Source organism: Isoptericola dokdonensis DS-3, from assembly GCF_001636295.1.
Lineage (GTDB): Bacteria > Actinomycetota > Actinomycetes > Actinomycetales > Cellulomonadaceae > Isoptericola > Isoptericola dokdonensis.
In genome coordinates this window covers 1274235-1289697 of record NZ_CP014209.1, presented here as the reverse complement: position 1 = coordinate 1289697, position 15463 = coordinate 1274235, and the positions used below count along the sequence as shown (strand labels likewise).

At 74.5% G+C, this 15463-nt stretch carries 14 protein-coding genes; 6 read left to right on the top strand and 8 right to left on the bottom strand.

Annotated elements, in window-relative coordinates; all coding sequences use genetic code 11:
• Positions 1-45 precede the first annotated feature (45 nt).
• Positions 46-1002: an alpha/beta fold hydrolase gene (locus I598_RS06105; protein WP_232314277.1), complete on the bottom strand. Its 957-nt coding sequence runs from the start codon at positions 1000-1002 to the stop codon at positions 46-48.
• 35 nt (positions 1003-1037) lie between these two features.
• Here I598_RS06105 and I598_RS06100 point away from each other — a divergent pair, with 35 nt between their 5' ends.
• On the top strand, positions 1038-1784 hold the full coding sequence (locus I598_RS06100; protein ID WP_198155762.1) for a TetR/AcrR family transcriptional regulator: 747 nt from the start codon (positions 1038-1040) through the stop codon (positions 1782-1784).
• A gap of 57 nt (positions 1785-1841) precedes the next feature.
• Here I598_RS06100 and I598_RS06095 read toward each other — a convergent pair whose 3' ends face one another.
• The 4 genes from I598_RS06095 to I598_RS06080 are packed head-to-tail and all read right to left on the bottom strand — an operon-like array spanning position 1842 to position 7802.
• A complete protein-coding gene (locus I598_RS06095; RefSeq protein WP_068202157.1) occupies positions 1842-4472 on the bottom strand; it encodes a molybdopterin-dependent oxidoreductase in 2631 nt (876 codons plus the stop codon).
• A complete protein-coding gene (locus I598_RS06090; protein WP_068202155.1) occupies positions 4469-5317 on the bottom strand; it encodes an FAD binding domain-containing protein in 849 nt (282 codons plus the stop codon). Before I598_RS06090 ends, I598_RS06095 begins: the two co-directional genes overlap by 4 nt.
• A gap of 2 nt (positions 5318-5319) precedes the next feature.
• Positions 5320-6678 carry an 8-oxoguanine deaminase gene (locus I598_RS06085; protein ID WP_068202151.1) on the bottom strand — a complete coding sequence of 453 codons (1359 nt, stop codon included), beginning with the start codon at positions 6676-6678 and terminating at the stop codon, positions 5320-5322.
• Positions 6675-7802, bottom strand: coding sequence for an XdhC family protein (locus I598_RS06080; RefSeq protein ID WP_068202149.1), 1128 nt, complete (start codon positions 7800-7802; stop codon positions 6675-6677). The genes I598_RS06085 and I598_RS06080 overlap by 4 nt, the downstream gene beginning before the upstream one ends.
• A 68-nt stretch (positions 7803-7870) precedes the next feature.
• Here I598_RS06080 and I598_RS06075 point away from each other — a divergent pair, with 68 nt between their 5' ends.
• From I598_RS06075 to I598_RS06070, 3 genes are read left to right on the top strand one after another with little or no spacing between them, the layout of a single operon-like run.
• Positions 7871-8509, top strand: a complete 639-nt coding sequence (locus I598_RS06075; RefSeq protein ID WP_068202147.1) for a nucleotidyltransferase family protein — start codon at positions 7871-7873, stop codon at positions 8507-8509.
• Positions 8469-8657, top strand: coding sequence for a hypothetical protein (locus I598_RS17585; protein WP_157557165.1), 189 nt, complete (start codon positions 8469-8471; stop codon positions 8655-8657). Before I598_RS06075 ends, I598_RS17585 begins: the two co-directional genes overlap by 41 nt.
• The gene (locus I598_RS06070) at positions 8654-9037 is read left to right on the top strand and encodes a type II toxin-antitoxin system death-on-curing family toxin (protein WP_068202145.1); all 384 of its coding nucleotides are present in this window, start codon (positions 8654-8656) and stop codon (positions 9035-9037) included. The genes I598_RS17585 and I598_RS06070 overlap by 4 nt, the downstream gene beginning before the upstream one ends.
• An 8-nt stretch (positions 9038-9045) precedes the next feature.
• Here I598_RS06070 and I598_RS06065 read toward each other — a convergent pair whose 3' ends face one another.
• On the bottom strand, positions 9046-9468 hold the full coding sequence (locus I598_RS06065) for a hypothetical protein (protein WP_068202143.1): 423 nt from the start codon (positions 9466-9468) through the stop codon (positions 9046-9048).
• Between the two features lie 106 nt (positions 9469-9574).
• Between I598_RS06065 and I598_RS06060 the strand changes: the two genes are divergently transcribed.
• The gene (locus I598_RS06060; RefSeq protein WP_068205031.1) at positions 9575-11221 is read left to right on the top strand and encodes an ATP-binding cassette domain-containing protein; all 1647 of its coding nucleotides are present in this window, start codon (positions 9575-9577) and stop codon (positions 11219-11221) included.
• A 32-nt stretch (positions 11222-11253) separates the two neighbouring features.
• Here the strand turns inward: I598_RS06060 and I598_RS06055 are convergent, their stop codons facing one another.
• Positions 11254-11823: an NUDIX hydrolase family protein gene (locus I598_RS06055; protein WP_068202142.1), complete on the bottom strand. Its 570-nt coding sequence runs from the start codon at positions 11821-11823 to the stop codon at positions 11254-11256.
• A gap of 143 nt (positions 11824-11966) precedes the next feature.
• On the opposite strand from I598_RS06055, the gene trxA reads away from it, so the two are divergent.
• Positions 11967-12341, top strand: coding sequence for a thioredoxin (gene trxA / locus I598_RS06050; RefSeq protein WP_068202141.1), 375 nt, complete (start codon positions 11967-11969; stop codon positions 12339-12341).
• A gap of 67 nt (positions 12342-12408) precedes the next feature.
• On the opposite strand, the gene I598_RS06045 is transcribed toward trxA, so the two are convergent.
• Entirely contained in the window at positions 12409-15360 is a 2952-nt protein-coding gene (locus I598_RS06045) for a glycosyl hydrolase (RefSeq protein ID WP_068202139.1), read from the bottom strand.
• Between the last annotated feature and the right edge of the window lie 103 nt (positions 15361-15463).

Sequence of the window (15463 nt, the reverse complement as noted above, 5' to 3'; positions counted from 1 at the left end):
GAGGAGCGCGTCCGGAGGTCGGTTCCCCGCGGCGGTCGGAGCCGATCACGAGACCCTGCGTGCTGCGGCCGCGATAGCACCGACCTCGCGGGCGATGGTGGGCCACAGCGGTTCGGGGAGGTCGTGGCCGACGCCGGGGAAAGTGACCAGGCGGGACCCGTGGATCGCTCGTGCGGTCGCCCGGCCGGCGCTGGTGCGCAGGATCGGGTCGGCGTCACCGTGGAGCACCAGTGCGGGAACATCCAGGGTGTCGAGCCGCGGCCCGTGCCACTGTGCGCCGATCTGGCGGCTCTGAGCCTGGGTATCGCGCGGGCCGCTGTCGACCTCGCGCTCGATCCACTCGCGGGCGGCCTGCTCGTCGAAGGGGTAGCGCGGGGAAGCGACCCCACGTGCCACGGCGAGGCTCGCGGCGATGTCCCCCTCGCGCCCCTCCGGGAACTTCGTGCGGGCGAGCTTGGCGAGCAGTCCGGGCCGGAGGTAGCGGGCGACGCCGACTCCCGAGACGTCGCTCGGCAGTGCGGCCGACGAAACCAGGCTGAGCACGCGGTCGGGATGGCGCAGGGCGATGCGCTGGGCGACCACCCCACCGAGGGAGTGCCCGAAGACGTGCGCCCGTCGCCAACCGAGTGCGTCGAGCACCGCGACGGCGTCGTCGGTCATGTCCTCCGAGGAGTAGGCGTCGCCCATCTTCCCGAAGAGTGCGGAGAACGGGTTGCTGGTGGAGGTGGTCGGCATGCGGGTGGATCCCCCGGCGTCGCGCTGGTCATAGCGCGCGACGTCGAAGCCCTGCTGCACGAATGCGTCCACGAGGCCGGTGGGCCACCAGAACCTGGACGTGCCGAGGCCCATGATGAGCAACAGTGGCTCCCCGGAGGACTGCGTACGCCGGTCGTACGCCAGGGAGACCGTCCCGTTGCAGGCGTGCATCGTCGGTGTCCAGGCATCAGTCATGGCTTCGTCCCCTGTTACTGCGATCAGTGTTCGCGGTTCAGGGTAGCCCATTGAGTACACTGTTCGCAGAAACGGAGGTGAGTGTGGTGACCGACCCCGCATCGAGCATCTGGCTGCGACCCGAGCGGGCTGCCAGGGGGCCCGCGCCCGAGTTCAGCCGCGCTGCGCTGGCGCGGGCGGCCATCGAGATCGCCGATGTCAGAGGCCTGCAGGCCGCGACGATGCGGCAGGTGGCGACGGCGCTCGGTACCGCGCCGGCGTCCCTGTACCGCTACGTCGCCACGCGCAGCGAGCTGGTCGAGCTCATGATCGACCAGGTCGTCGGCGCAGTGCCGTACGAACCACTCTCCGGTGACTGGCGCGCAGACCTGGTCACCCTCGCCCGGCAGAGTCGCACGATGCTCATGAGTCACCCCTGGATGATCGAGGCGCAGGGCAGCGGGCGTCAGGTCGGGCCGGGAGCCGCCGCCTACCTGGAGCACGGGCTGGCGGCGCTGCACCAGGTGCGACGCCCCGGGTGGGAGAAGCTTGAGGCGCTCGCCATCCTCAGCGGTGTCGTGCGCCTGCTGGCCGGCGCCGAGCTTGCGGAGACCACGGGGGCCGCGGTCGACGCCCGGACCCAGGCCACCGCCGGTGCGTACCTCGCGCACATCGTGGCGCGCGGCGGGCACCCGCACCTCGCGGCCGCCCTCGGCGATGCAAGGACGTCCGACGACGACCTCTTCGATCGCGTCGTCGTGCGTGTCCTCAACGGGCTGATCGCGGACGACCTCTCGACCGCGACCCCTGAAGGTGCGTCGGTGAGCGTGGCCGACGGGACGGTCGGAGGTTGAGCCGCCAGATGAAGGCAGACCCTGCGCCGCGGCAGGTCGTTCTGGGAAGCTCCAGCCTCAACGCACCTGCGCGAGCCGCCACACCCGCTCACGGGTGAACGGCTGCTGGTAGGGGCGCCGTCCGAGGGCGCGGGCGATGGCGTTCCCGACGGCGGGGGCGACGGGGTTGTAGGGGGACTCGCTCATCGACTTCGCACCGAACGGGCCGACCGTGTCGTAGGTGTCCGCGAAATACACCTCGGTGTCGGGGACGTCCGCGGACTGCGGCACGCGGTAGGTGCGGAAGACGGGGTTGACCACCGCCCCGCGGTCGTCGATCAGCACCTCCTCGTACAGTGCCGAGCCGAGTCCCTGCGCGGCCCCGCCTTCGACCTGTCCTCGGCACTGCGCGGGGTTCATGACGAACCCGGCGTCCGCGGCCTGCACGGACTGCAGCACCCGTACCGACCCCGTCTCCGGGTCGACGGCGACGCGCACGGCGTGCACGTTGAACGCCACGCTGCGTTCCAGGCCGTCGTCGCGGCCGTGGGCGGTGAGGCCCTCGGGGCCGACCGGCGTGCCGGCGGCGATCAGGTCGGCCAGGGCCGTGCAGGCGCGCGTGAGGGCCTTGCCCGCCACCACGATGCCGGCGGAGGCGAACGCTCCGGTGTCGTGCTCGACGAGGTCCGTGTCGGCGGCGCGCAGCACCACCTTGTCCGGCGGCGCGCCCAGGACGGTGGCCGCGATCTGGCGGTGCACCGTCGAGGTGCCGTTGCCGAACTCGGCCGTGCCGACGGCCAGGACGTACGTGCCGTCGGGGCGCAGCGTCGCCGTCGCGTGCGCGTGGTGCCCGCCCGGGGCCGCGCCCGCGATGAAGGAGATCGCCATGCCCTCCCCGGTGCGCCAGCCCGCGGGCGCGGTCACCCCGTTCCCGCGGCGCAAGGCGTCCTGGGCGAGGTCGAGGCACTGGTCGAGGCCGTAGCTGCCCCAGCGGAGGTCCTCCTCGGGCTCCTCGAACACGGTCAGCAGGGGGTCGCCGGAGCGCACCGCGTTGCGGCGCCGCAACTCGAACGGGTCCACGTCGAGCTCCTGGGCGAGCATGTCCATCGCCGACTCCACGGCGAGGATCACCTGCCCCAGCCCGTACCCGCGGAACGCGCCCGACGGCACCGTGTTCGTGTACACGGCCTCCGCGTCGACCCGCTTGACCGGGCAGCGGTACACGTTGACCGACTCCGACACCGAGTGGAACAGGACCCCGATGCCGTGGTTGCCGTACGCGCCCGTGTCGCTCAGCACGTCGAGCTTCATGGCCGTCAGGTGACCGTCGGCGTCCGCCCCGAGCGACACCTCCACCCGGAACGGGTGCCGCAGCGCCGCCCGCCGGAACTCGTCCGGCCGGGAGAACTCGTACGCCACCGGCCGCCCGGTGGTGAGCACCGCGAGCGCGACGAGGTCCTCGGCGAACACCTCCTGCTTGCCGCCGAACCCGCCGCCGAGCCGGGCCGCGTGCACGCGCACCCGCTCGCGCGGCAGGTCGAACAGGTGCGCCAGCTCGTCGCGCGCCAGGAACGGCACCTGCGTGCTCGCGCGGATCACCAGGCGGCCGTCGTCGTCCATCCACCCGATCGCGCCGTGCGTCTCGAGCTGCGCGTGGGCCACCCGGCCCGTGCGCCACGTGCCGTTCACGGTGACGGCGCTCGCGGCCAGCGCGGCGTCGGGGTCGCCACCGATCCCGGCGTGCAGCCCGGCCAGCACGTTCCGGTGGGGCTCGGCGACGCGGTCCTCCGGGCCGAGCTCGGGGTGCAGCAGGGGTGCGCCCGGACGGCGCGCGGCCTCGGGGTCGAGCACGGCGGGCAGCGGGTCGTAGGTGACGTCGATCAGGGCCAGGGCGGCGTCGGCGACCTCCGCGGACTCCGCGACGACCGCCGCCACCCGCTGGCCGACGAACCGCACGACGTCGTCCAGCACGCGCGTGTCGTCGGGGTCGTCCGTGCGGTGCTCGTGCCGCGCGGTCGAGAACCGCTTGCGCGGCGCGTCGGCGTGGGTGAGGACGGCGACGACGCCCGGCAGCGCCCGGGCGGCCGCGGTGTCGATCGCCGTGATCCGCGCGTGCGCGTGCGGGGAGCCGAGCACGCGCAGCACCAGGGCGTCGTGGGCGAGCGGGGTGTCGAACGTGAAGGGTTCGCGGCCCTGCACCACGCGGCGTGCGGGCTCGGGCGTGACCGACCGGCCGACGCCGTGCCCGGCGCAGGCCTCGCCCGCCGCGGGCGCGCCGTCGTCGAGCACGGACCGGATCGCGGCGCGGATCGGGCGGTAGCCGGTGCAGCGGCACAGGCTGCCCTTGAGCTTCTTGTCGAGGTCGGGCAGGTCGTCGGCGGTGAGGCACGACGCCGTCACGCTCATGCCGGGGGCGCAGAACCCGCACTGGAAGCCGAACTCGCGCACGAGCGCCTCCTGCACGGGGTGCAGGTCGTCGCCGGGGGCCAGGCCGGCGGCGGTCGTGACGGCGGCGCCGTCGGCGCGCAGCGCGGGCACGATGCACGAGTGCACGGGCCGACCGTCCAGGACGACGGCACAGGCGCCGCAGTCGCCGGCGTCGCAGCCCTTCTTGACCTCCGTGTGCCCCTGCTCGCGCAGTAGGGTGCGCAGGCACTGGCCGGGGCGCGGGTCGACGTCGTGGGTGGTCCCGTTGACCTCGATCTTCATGCGGGCTCCTCGACGGTCTCGGTCCCGGCGAGCTCGCGTCGCAGGCGCTCGGCGAGCACGACGCTCACCCCGCGCCGCCAGTCGGCCGCGCCGAGGGGGTCGGTGTAGTAGCCGGGGGCGTCGGTGACGTCGGCGGCCAGGGTCGCGGCGTCCGGCAGGGCGGCGTAGCGCAGGACGACGGGCCGCACGACGGCGGCCGTCACGGCGAGCACGGCACCGCCGTCGGGGTCCACCCGGCCGGTGACGACGGCGCCGGAGCGGCCCAGCTCGGCCAGGGCGATCTTGCGGAGCCCGGCGCGGGCCCGCAGCGCGGTGGCGGGCAGCAGCAGCGATCGCAGCACCTCGCCGGGGGCCAGGTCGGTGGTGCCGGCGCCGGTGACGAGGTCCGCCACGGGGGTGCGGCGCGTGCCGCCGTCGGGCGTCCAGATCTCGGCGACGCCGTCGAGGGCGACGACGAGCGACACCATCGCGGCGGCGGGGAACGCGCGGCAGACGTTCCCGCCGACGGTCGCGGTGTTCCAGATCTTGAAGGAGGCGAGCAGCGCGTCGCAGGCGTCCGGGACCATCGCGACCGCCGTCCACCCGGCGGGCACCGGGACGGCCCCGCGGCCCTCGGCCCAGGCACGCAGGGCGGCGATCGTGCAGGTCGCCGCGACGCGCAGCCCCTCGGGGGTCACCTCGAGGTCGGGCCAGCCGAGCGTGGTGAGGTCGACGAACCCGGTGGTGCCGGGCTGCGGCTCGCTCATCAGCCAGGTGCCGCCGGCGATGACCACCTCGCCCGGGGCGAGCGCGAGGTCCGCGCGCGACCTCGCCGCGCGGAACGACGTGACGGCGGTGACGTCCATGGTCAGAGCCGCTCGGCCAGCTCGCGCGAGGCGGCGGCGACGCCGCGGGCGAGGGCCTGCTCGTCCGCGGTCACGAGGGTCGCGTCCTCGACGACGGCGCGACCGCCCACGTAGAGGCGCTTCAGCGGGGGCAGGGCGCCGAGACCGAGGGCGGCGACCGGGTCGAGGATCCCGGCGTGCTCCACGCCGTCGACCCGCCAGACGGCGACGTCGGCGAGCTTGCCCGGCTCCAGCGAGCCGAGCTCGTCGTGGCGGCCCAGCACCCGGGCCCCGCCCATGGTCGCGACGCGCAGCGCGTCGCGGACGCTCATCGAGTCGGCGCCCGTGCGCAGCCGGTTCATCAGCACGGACTCGCGGATCTCGACGCCGAGCTGGCCGGACTCGTTCGACGCCGCGCCGTCCACGCCCAGCCCGACGGGCACGCCTGCGTCCAGCAGGTCGCGTACCGGCGCGATGCCCGCGGCGAGGCGGGCGTTCGACGACGGGCAGTGCGCCACGCCGGTGCCGGTGGCCGCGTAGCGGGCGATGGCGGTGGCGTCCAGGTGCACGCCGTGCGCCATCCAGACGTCGTCGCCGAGCCAGCCGAGGTCCTCCAGGTACTGGGTGGGGGAGGAGCCGAAGTGCTCGAGGCAGTAGGCGTCCTCCTCGACCGTCTCCGAGGCGTGGGTGTGCAGGCGGACGTCGAGGGAGCGGGCGAGCACCGCCGCCTCGCGCAGGAGGTCCTTCGTCACCGAGAAGGGGGAGCAGGGGGCGATGGCGATCCGCACCATCGCCTCACGGGAGGCGTCGTGATAGGTCTCGACGGCGGCCTGGGACGCCTTGAGCGCGGCGTCGGTGGTCTCGACGGCGAAGTCCGGCGGCAGCCCGCCCTGCGAGGCACCGAGGTCCATCGACCCGCGGGTGGCGTGCAGGCGCACCCCGACGGTCGCGGCGGACTCCACGAGCGCGCCGACGATGTCGCCCGACCCCTGCGGGAACACGTAGTGGTGGTCGCCGACCGTGGTGCAGCCCGACCGGGCGAGGACCGCCATCGCCCCCGCGGCACCGGCGCCGGTGAGGCCCGCGTCGATGCGCGACCACAGCGGGTACAGCGACGTCAGCCAGTCGAAGAGGATGGAGTCCTGCGCGTAGCCGCGGGTGAGCCACTGGTACAGGTGGTGGTGGGTGTTGATCAGACCCGGGGTGACGAGGCACCCGGTGGCGTCCACGACGTCGGCCCCGGCACGCAGGTGCTCCGGCGCGCGGCCCGGCCCGACGGCGGTGATGACGCCGCCCTCGATGACCACGTGGCCGTCGGCGTGCTCCGTGCCGGCGGCGTCGACCGTCGCGACGTGGCCGTTCTCGAGGATGGTGCGGGTCATGACCGGGCTCCTTCGGTGGTGGTGCTCGTGGTGCAGGCGGGGGCGTCGGGGCGTGCTGGATCCCGGTGGATCCGACCGGTCGTCTCGCGCAGCGGCATGCCCGAGCCGCCTCGGCGGGACGCGATGATCTCGGCGAGGACGGACAGCGCGGTCTCCTCGGGCGTCGTGCCGCCGAGGTCGAGCCCGAGCGGGGAGTGCAGGCGGGCGAGGTCGACGTCGTCCACCCCGGCGGCGCGCAGCAGGTCCGCGCGGTGCGCGGTGGTGCGGCGCGCCCCCAGCGCCCCGACGAAGCCCACCGGCAGCGCGAGCGCCGCCCGGATCGCGGGGACGTCGAGGCGCTCGTCGTGGGTGAGGACGCAGACGGCGGTGCGGGCGTCGGTGTCGTCGGCGGCCAGGGAGGCGAGGTACTCGGCCGGCATCGCCGTGACCAGGCGGTCCGCGGCGGGGAACCGTTCGGCCGTCACCAGCGTCTCCCACGGGTCGCACACCGTCACCGCGAACCCGGCCGCCGCGCCCACGCGGCACAGCGCGGCCGCGTGCTCGCCCGCTCCCAGCAGGATCAGCCGGGCGCGGGGGGCGTGCTGGAGCACGAGCAGGTCGGCGCCGTCGAGGGCGCCCGGCAGCAGCACGCTCTCGCGGTCCACGAACGACGACTCCAGCGCCGCGGAGAGCTCTCCCGGCAGGGAGGCGCCCGCGCGGAGGGCATCGACGTCGACGACCCGCCCCAGGTCCGGCCCGGAGACGACGATGCCGAGCGCCGCGGCGCGGTCCGCGGCGGCCGCCTCCAGGGCACGGACGGTGCGGGCGTCGTCGGGTTCAATCCGGTGGGCGACCACCTCGACCTGCCCGCCGCAGGCGAGCCCCGCGGCGTGCGCGGTGGCGTCGTCGAACCCGAACCGTGCCGTGCGTGCCTCGCCGGTCACGGCGGCGAGCCGCCCGAGCACCACGGCCTCGCCCTCGACGCAGCCGCCGGAGATCGACCCGACGACCGCGCCGTCGCCAGTGACCGCCATCGCGGCCCCGACGCCGTGCGGGGCGCTGGAGCTCACGCGCGTGATCGTCACCGCGGCGACGGGGGTTCCCGACCTCACCAGCGGCAGCAGATCAAGCGCTGACTTAAGCATGGACTCAACGTAGCCCGGCCATTGTTTCGTGCGGACTACGCTTCTGTGACGCCGATGGACGGAGGAGCATGCGGTGGTGCGGTCTGGTCCTCGCCGCGGGCGCGGGCACACGGTTCGGCGGCCCCAAGGGGCTCGCGCGGACGGCGGAGGGTGAAACCTGGGTCGGGCGTGCCGTGGCGATGCTCGACGCCGCCGGATGCCCCGAGATCCTCGTCGCCGTCGGCGCCCGCGCGGACGACGTCGCCGCCCTCGTCCCGGCCTCGGCGCGCGTCGTGGTCGTGCCGGACTGGGCCGACGGGCTCGGCGCCACCCTGCGGGCCGGGCTCGACGCCGCGGCGTCGCTCGACGTCGACGCACTGGTCGTCACGCCGGTCGACACCCCCGACGCGCCGCCCTCAGCCGTCGTCCGGGTGCTCGACCGCGCACGACAGGCCGCCGGAGCGCCGGCCGCCGTGCTCGCCCGCGCCGTCTACGCCGGCCGTCCCGGCCACCCCGTCGTGATCGGCCGCGACCACTGGGACGGCGTGCGCGCAGGCCTCGCCGGGGACACCGGCGCGGGCCGCTACCTCACCGCCCACCACGCCCTCGACGTCGGGTGCGGCGACCTCTGGTCGGGCCACGACGTCGACCGACCCTCCCCCAGCAGCCGGAGGTATACTCCGAGGTATGACCATGACGACGATCAAGGTGCCGACCGAGGTCCGTGACCGGCTGCGCGAGCGCGCCGAGGCCCAGGGGATCAGTCAGGGCGAGGCGTTGGCGCGACTGCTGGATGCCACACCCGCACCCGACATCGAGTCGTTCCTGGACGACGTCACCGAGCGGTGGGGCCCGCTGCTGGACCGCCTCGCGTGACGGCGCTTCCCACGCACGCCGACACTCTGGCGATCTGCCGCCGATTCGGCTGGCACGAGCGCGAACCCGGGGCGCTGCTCCACGTCCTGTCCCGCCCGGCCGGTCGTCAGTTTGGTGTCGAGCTCTTTCCGGGGGTGCACGCCAAGGCGGCGGCACTCATGGACACAGTCAATCGTCTGCACCCGTTGGTCGACGGGAACAAACGCCTGTCGTGGATCCTCGTCCTGCGCACCTATCAGCTTGCCGGACTGCACATCGAAGCGGACGACGACCAGGCAGAGGTGTTCGTGCTGACCGTCGCGGGACCGCATCTTTCTGTGGAGCGCATCGCTGAGTGGCTCGCGGACCACTGCCAGTCGGGTCCGTCGATCAAGGGTTGACGCTGCGGCTATGACGTCACGACGACGGAGGTGCCCGTGCTCGGCGCCACGTCGATGCGGGCCTCACCGGCGACGGCGTCTTCCGGCACGGGGGCGATGACGGTCCAGGTCCCCTCCTGGTTGGCGTCGACGACGCCCAGGTCGGCCGTGACACCACCCTGGAGCCAGCGCACGGTCAGCCCCGACATCGGCGTTGAGTCCTCGGCACCGGGGTGGTCCTCGCAGCCGTCCATGAAGTCTCGCCCAGTGATCTCGATCTCGTCGCCGGGCGCGACCGACCTCGGTTCGACCTCGACCGTCGGCGCCGCGCAGGCTGCCTCGCCCGAGGTCCCGGACTCGGTGGAGCATCCCGCTGTGGCGGCGACAGCGACGAAGCCGCCGACAAGTGCGACCGCGGCCCGGACAGTGGTGGAGCGGTGATCGAACGGCACAGCGTCTCCTCGTCGAGAGGGCGGCTGCGGGGAGCGTCGCGCCGCGTGGACCGCACGATATCGGGTCGTGGCGCGGTCCCGCCTGCCGTCCGCCTACGCTGGTGCGGTGCATCTCGTCGCCTCGGGCATCTCCTTCGCGTACCCCGGCCGGCCCGTCCTGGACGGTGTCGACCTGAGGGTGTCCGACGGCGTGCGCCTGGGCGTGGTGGGGGAGAACGGGTCGGGCAAGTCGACGCTGCTGCGCGTCCTCGCCGGTGAGCTGAAGCCCAAGGCGGGCGAGGTGCGCCGGCGCGGCAGCCTCGCGTACGTGCCGCAGGAGCTCACCGAGACGGCGGGGCGCACCGTCGGCGACCTCGTCGCCGAGACGCTGGCCGACGTGCGGGCGCTCGCCGCCCGGCTGGAGGAGGCCGCCGCCGCGTTCGACCACGAGACCGGCGACCTGCGCCAGCTCGGCGGGCTGCTGGCCGGCGTCGAGCACCTGGCCGCGTGGGACGCGGACCGCCGCGTCGACGTCGCGCTCACCCGTCTCGGGGCGGTGCGCGACCACGACCGTCGCCTCGACACGCTGTCCGTGGGGCAGCGTTACCGGGTGCGGCTCGCGTGCCGCCTGGCAGAGCGCGCCGACCTGCTGCTGCTCGACGAGCCCACCAACCACCTCGACGACTCCGGTGTCGCGTACCTCACCGAGTCGATCCAGTCGTGGCGCGGGGCCGTCGTCGTCGTGACGCACGACCGCGAGCTGCTCGACGACGTCGTCACGGCGATGTTCGACCTCGACCCCGCGATGGACGGCCGCCCCGCCCTGTACGGGCAGCCCGGCTACCACGAGTACCGGTTCGCGAAGGCGCAGATGCTGGCCCGCTGGCACCAGCGGTTCCGGGCCGAGCAGAAGCGTGCCGCCGAGCTCGCGCACCGCCTCGACCGCTCCTACGAGGGGCTGTCGGACGAGTGGCGCCCGCCCAAGGGCTCCCAGAAGCACCGGCGCGGCACCCGGGCGCGCATCCACGTCAAGGCCGCCGACCGCCTGGTGGAGAAGCTCGAGGCCGAGGCCGTCGACGTGCCGCCGCCGCCCCCGGCGCTCGCGTTCCCCGACCTGCCCGCCCTGTCGGCGGGCTGGGACCCGGGGGACCCGCTGGTCGAGGTGCGCTCGCCGCACGTCCTCGCGCCCGACGGCGCCACCCGCCTCGACCTGCCCGGAACCCGCCTCGCGGTACCGCCGTCGGGTCGCCTGCTCGTGACCGGGCCGAACGGCACCGGCAAGTCGACGCTGCTCGCCGCGTTCGCCGGCACCCTGCCGCTCGCCCGCGGCACCCGCACGGCCCGCGACGGGCTGCGCGTCGGCGTCGTCGGGCAGGAGAGCGACGCCGTCGCGCCCGAGGACGCCCGCCGCTCCGCGTTCGACGCGTACGCCGCGCACGCCCTGGCGCTGCTGAGTCGTGGCGAGCTCGACCCGGACCACCTGGTGCCCGTCGCGGCGCTCGGCCTGCTGTCGGAGGAGGAGCTGGAGCGGCCGCTGGTCGAGCTGAGCGTCGGGCAGAAGCGCCGCTTCGACCTCGCGCTCGCCCTGCTGCACGCCCCGCACCTGCTGGTGCTCGACGAGCCGACGAACCACCTGTCCGTCGACGTCATGGACGCCCTGACGACCGCTCTGCTGCGCACGTCCGCGGCCGTCGTCGTCGCCACCCACGACCGCCGCATGCGGACCGACCTCGCGGACTGGCCCGTCCTGGACCTGGCGACCGTCCCCGCCTGAGCGGCGTCGTCGGCGCGTCAGGGCGGAGGAGCTCAGTCGAGCCGGCCGACGTGCGCCATCGCCTGGCGCACGAGCGTGCCCTGGCCGTTGACCATCTCCGCCTGCACGGTGTCGCTGCACGCCTCCTCGGGGGTGAGCCACGCGAGGTCCAGCGCGTTGTGCTGGGGGCGGCAGTCCCCGGCGACGGGCACGACGTACGCCAGCGAGATGGCGTGCTGGCGCGGGTCGTGGAACGGCGTGATGCCCGGCGTGGGGAAGTACTCCGCGATCGTGAACGGCTGCGGGGACGCCGGGACCTGCGGCAGCGCGACCGGACCGAGGTCCTTCTCGATGTGCCGCAGCAGGGCGTCGCGCACCCGCTCGTGGTAGAGCACACGGCCCGTGACCAGGGCCCGCGTCATGCTGCCCAGCGGGGTGGCGCGCAGCAGCAGGCCGACGGCGACGACGTCACCGGACTCGTCCACCCGCACCGGGACGGCGTCCACGTAGACGAGGGGGAGCTGCGCGCGGGCGGCGGCGAGATCCTCGGGCGTGAGCCAGCCGGCGGGACCGCCGTCGCGTCCGGGATCGTCGTCGGGAGGGAACTCGGCGGTGTCGGTCACCCCTCGTTTCTACCAGCCCGACGGCGTGGTGGCCGACCCGGCGCCGGCCCGGTGCCCGCGCGGTGCAGGAGCGCCGGAATACCCGGGGCCGCCCGGACGCTGGCACCAGGTGGACACGAACCGCCACGAGAGGACACGAACCGATGGCCACCGTCGAGCTGACCGACACCACCTTCGAGCAGGCGATCAAGGAGAACGACATCGTCCTGGTCGACTTCTGGGCGTCCTGGTGCGGCCCGTGCCGCCAGTTCGCGCCGGTGTTCGAGGCGTCCAGCACGGACAACCCGGACGTCGTGCACGCGAAGGTCGACACCGAGGCCCAGCAGCAGATCGCCGCGGCCGCCGGGATCACCGCGATCCCGACACTGATGGCGTTCCGCGAGGGCGTGCTCGTCTTCAACCAGGCCGGCGCGCTGCCCGGCCCGGCGCTCAAGCAGGTCGTGGACGCCGTGAAGGGTCTGGACATGGACGAGGTCCGTGCCCAGGTCGCCGCCGCGGACGCCGCACCGCAGGCCTGACGCCACCCGCAGGACAGGACGACGGCCGCCCCGGGCTCCCGGGGCGGCCGTCGTGCTGTGCGGGGTGCTACTCGAACGGCAGGGTGACGCTCGAGGCCGGCCCGAGCGCGACCTGCGGCTGCGCCGTGCCGAGCACGCTCCACAGCTCGACCCGCACGGTGCCGCCGTCGAGGTCGCCGAGCGCGCCCGTCGTCGTCACCGGCCGCCCCGGCGAGGAGTACGTCTCCGGCCCGGGCACGGGGTCCGTCGCGAAGTAGGCGTACGTCTCGGTGCGGTCGAACGAGCCGTCACCGGTGAGGTCGTAGCTGACGCGCGCCTGCACGGCCAGGCCCACGGTGCTGCCGCCGTCGACGGCGAACGCGAACTGCGTCCCGCCCCCGGTGTGCTCCGCCGTGACGCCCGTGGCGGTGAACACCGTCGGGGCGTGCGGCGTGCCGTCCCGCGTGGCGCCGCCGGCGCTCGCGAGCGACACCTGCCCGGCGGTGCCCGGCGCGGCCGTCAGGTCGCCGCCCGCACCGAGGTGCAGCGTCGGGGCGAACGGCTCGCCCGTGGGCTCCGGGTCGGGCTCGGTGGGCGTCGGGCTCGGCGTCGGATCGGGCGTCGGCGTGGACGTCGGCTCGGTGGGCGTCGGCGTCGGGTCCGGGGGATCCGTCGGGCCGCCGGTGCCGGACCCGCCGGCGAACGACCTCGCCCCCGTCGCGACGGTCTGCCCGGCGGGCACCTCGAGGGTGCGGCCGTCGGAGAACGTCACCGTGATCGGCGCAGCCGTGACGTTGGCCGCGACCCACGTGCGACCGTCGTCCGCGTCGAACGCGACCGCCAGCGGGTGGTCCGCCCGGACGTCGGACGCGACCGTGCCGAGCGAGGCCAGGTTGGCGATCCAGTGGTAGGTGTGCGCGCGGGTCTCGCCCTCCTCCGGCGTGTACGACGACGACTCCAGCAGGTCCAGCGCCCGCGGCCCGTCGCCGAGCGCGAGGTGGTTCCACAGGATGTCCTGCCACACCGTCGGGGGACCCCCGTTGACCGACGCCATGTGCTCGTACGCGGCCCGCACGGTGGCGGGCGACGACCCGAGGTAGAGGTGCGAGCCCGTGATCGGCAGGGTGTTGATGCCCTGGATCATCTCCGGCTCGGCGCTGAACCAGGTCGAGTACGACCCGCCGTCGCCCCACACCATCCCGACGACCGGGTGGCCGAACTCCTCGGGGTACGTCGTGCCGTCGACGTCGAACCAGTAGCGGTCGATCGCCGCGGCCTGCGTCGCGAAGATGTAGGCGCCCGCGTCGCGCACGGCGGTGTCGCCGGTCGCCTCGCCCCACTGGACGAGGGCTCCGGCGAAGTTCATGCCCTCCGAGCTGGACTCCTGGTTGTTGCCCGCCGCGAACGCCCCGTGGCCGGACGCCCAGTCGTGGCCCGCGTAGATGTCGAAGTCGCGCAGGTAGGGGAACCGCGTCTCGGAGCGGTCGTAGCCGTTCGCGTCGCGGATCAGCAGGTCCACCATCGGCCCGTAGTCCTGCGCCCACTGCGGGTCGAACCGGGCGAGCGTGGCCGCCGCGGCGATGAAGTACCCGTAGTGGAAGTGGTGGTCGTTGAGCTCGGTGTCGGAGCCGTAGGACGCCGGGTAGCCGACGAGGGTGCCCCAGTCGTCGTTGTAGGCGAACACCTGCTCCGTCTTGCCGGGGGCGGCCGTGAACCAGTCGGTGAGCACGTCGCGGACGTCGGCGAGCGCGGCGTCGCGCTGGCCCGTGCGGCCGAGCTGGTCGGCGATCTCGACGACGCGCGTGGCGCGGCCCAGGGCCTTGCCCGTCCAGTAGGTGTCGGCCTTCTGCTGGCCGAGCGGGTCGCCCAGCTCGTCGAGCAGCGCCTCCAGCTCCGCCCGGCCCGCGCCGGACGACGTCGCCACGGCCGGGACCTCCGGCAGCAGGCCGCCGAACGGCGTGGCGGTCGTGAACTCGTCGACGCCCGTGAGCACGGCCAGGTCGCCGCGCGGGGAGACGTACGTGGCGCCGGCGGGGTCGTCGCCGGTGAGGTAGGCCGACTGGTGCGGGTACAGCGCGGCGACGGTCCCGGCGTCCGCGGCGCCGGGCCACGGCGTGGTCTCCAGCGCGTAGGTGGTCCGGACGACGCCCTCGGCCTCGTCGTAGTCGTAGTCGGCGAGGGTCCCGGTGACGGGGGCGCGGCCGGCCGCGGTGTAGGCGTCCACGAGGGCGTCACGCTCGCTCGTGCTCACGTCGGGCAGCAGCGCGACGGCGAACCGGTCGGTGGCCGCGCTGCGTGTGGTGCCGGAACCCGTCCAGCGGACGTCCGCGGGCACGACGGCGAGGTAGTCGGCCCCGCCGACGCTGAGTCCCAGCCGGCCCGGCTCGTCCAGCCAGACGTCGGGCGTGCCGTTCAGCGTGAGCTGGGCGTCGCCGCCGGTCGCCTCGAACCAGGCGACCGGCAGGCCGTGCCCGATGGTCGCGCGCAACGACTGCTGGCCGTCGTCCCAGACGGGGTCCACCGTCCAGTCGGTCCAGCCGCCCACCGCGACGTGCGGGGCGTCGAGCCCCACGACCCCGGCGCGCAGGTCCTCGGCGTAGGGGAAGTGGTATTCCGAGACCCCGGTGGGGGTGCCGCTGATCGACGGCGTGGTCGTGTAGGAGATGCCGAGCCCGCCCGCCGACGGCAGGTAGGAGGCGGGGTGCGCGTGCAGCGGCGCACTGAACGAGCAGTCGAACACCTTGAACGCCAGCGACGACCACCAGTCGTTGGTCGGCAGCGGGGCGTCGGGCGCGTCGTCGGTGACGAACGCCCGCGGGTCGGCCTCGATCGCGTCGCAGCCCTGCGGCGTCGCACCGACCTGGTCGGTGGTGTAGCTGCCCTCGCCGACGTCGACGATGTCGGCGCTCGCGGGGGCGGCCGTCGCGACGACGGCGCTGCCGACGAGCAGCGCGAGCGCGGCTGCGCCCGCGGTACGGCGTCGTCGTTGCTGGTGCTGACTCGTGTCACTGCTGGCAGGAGCCCTGTCCCTGAACGTCATCGTTCGTTCACCTCATGGGGTGTGGCACCCGGCGCGAGCGACCGCCCGGAGCCCCCTGTCGGCCTCGTCGCCGACCCCGGGGCGGGCCCGTGGATGCGTGTGT

Bases quoted from the DNA above. Each gene is read 5' to 3' on its own strand.
- I598_RS06105 (WP_232314277.1), bottom strand. From the start codon at position 1,002: ATGGGCTACCCTGAACCGCGAACACTGATCGCAGTAACAGGGGACGAA.
- I598_RS06085 (WP_068202151.1), bottom strand. From the start codon at position 6,678: ATGACCCGCACCATCCTCGAGAACGGCCACGTCGCGACGGTCGACGCC.
- I598_RS06045 (WP_068202139.1), bottom strand. From the start codon at position 15,360: ATGACGTTCAGGGACAGGGCTCCTGCCAGCAGTGACACGAGTCAGCAC.
- I598_RS06095 (WP_068202157.1), bottom strand. From the start codon at position 4,472: ATGAAGATCGAGGTCAACGGGACCACCCACGACGTCGACCCGCGCCCC.
- I598_RS06080 (WP_068202149.1), bottom strand. From the start codon at position 7,802: ATGCTTAAGTCAGCGCTTGATCTGCTGCCGCTGGTGAGGTCGGGAACC.
- I598_RS17585 (WP_157557165.1), top strand. From the start codon at position 8,469: ATGACCATGACGACGATCAAGGTGCCGACCGAGGTCCGTGACCGGCTG.
- I598_RS06075 (WP_068202147.1), top strand. From the start codon at position 7,871: ATGCGGTGGTGCGGTCTGGTCCTCGCCGCGGGCGCGGGCACACGGTTC.
- I598_RS06090 (WP_068202155.1), bottom strand. From the start codon at position 5,317: ATGGACGTCACCGCCGTCACGTCGTTCCGCGCGGCGAGGTCGCGCGCG.
- trxA (WP_068202141.1), top strand. From the start codon at position 11,967: ATGGCCACCGTCGAGCTGACCGACACCACCTTCGAGCAGGCGATCAAG.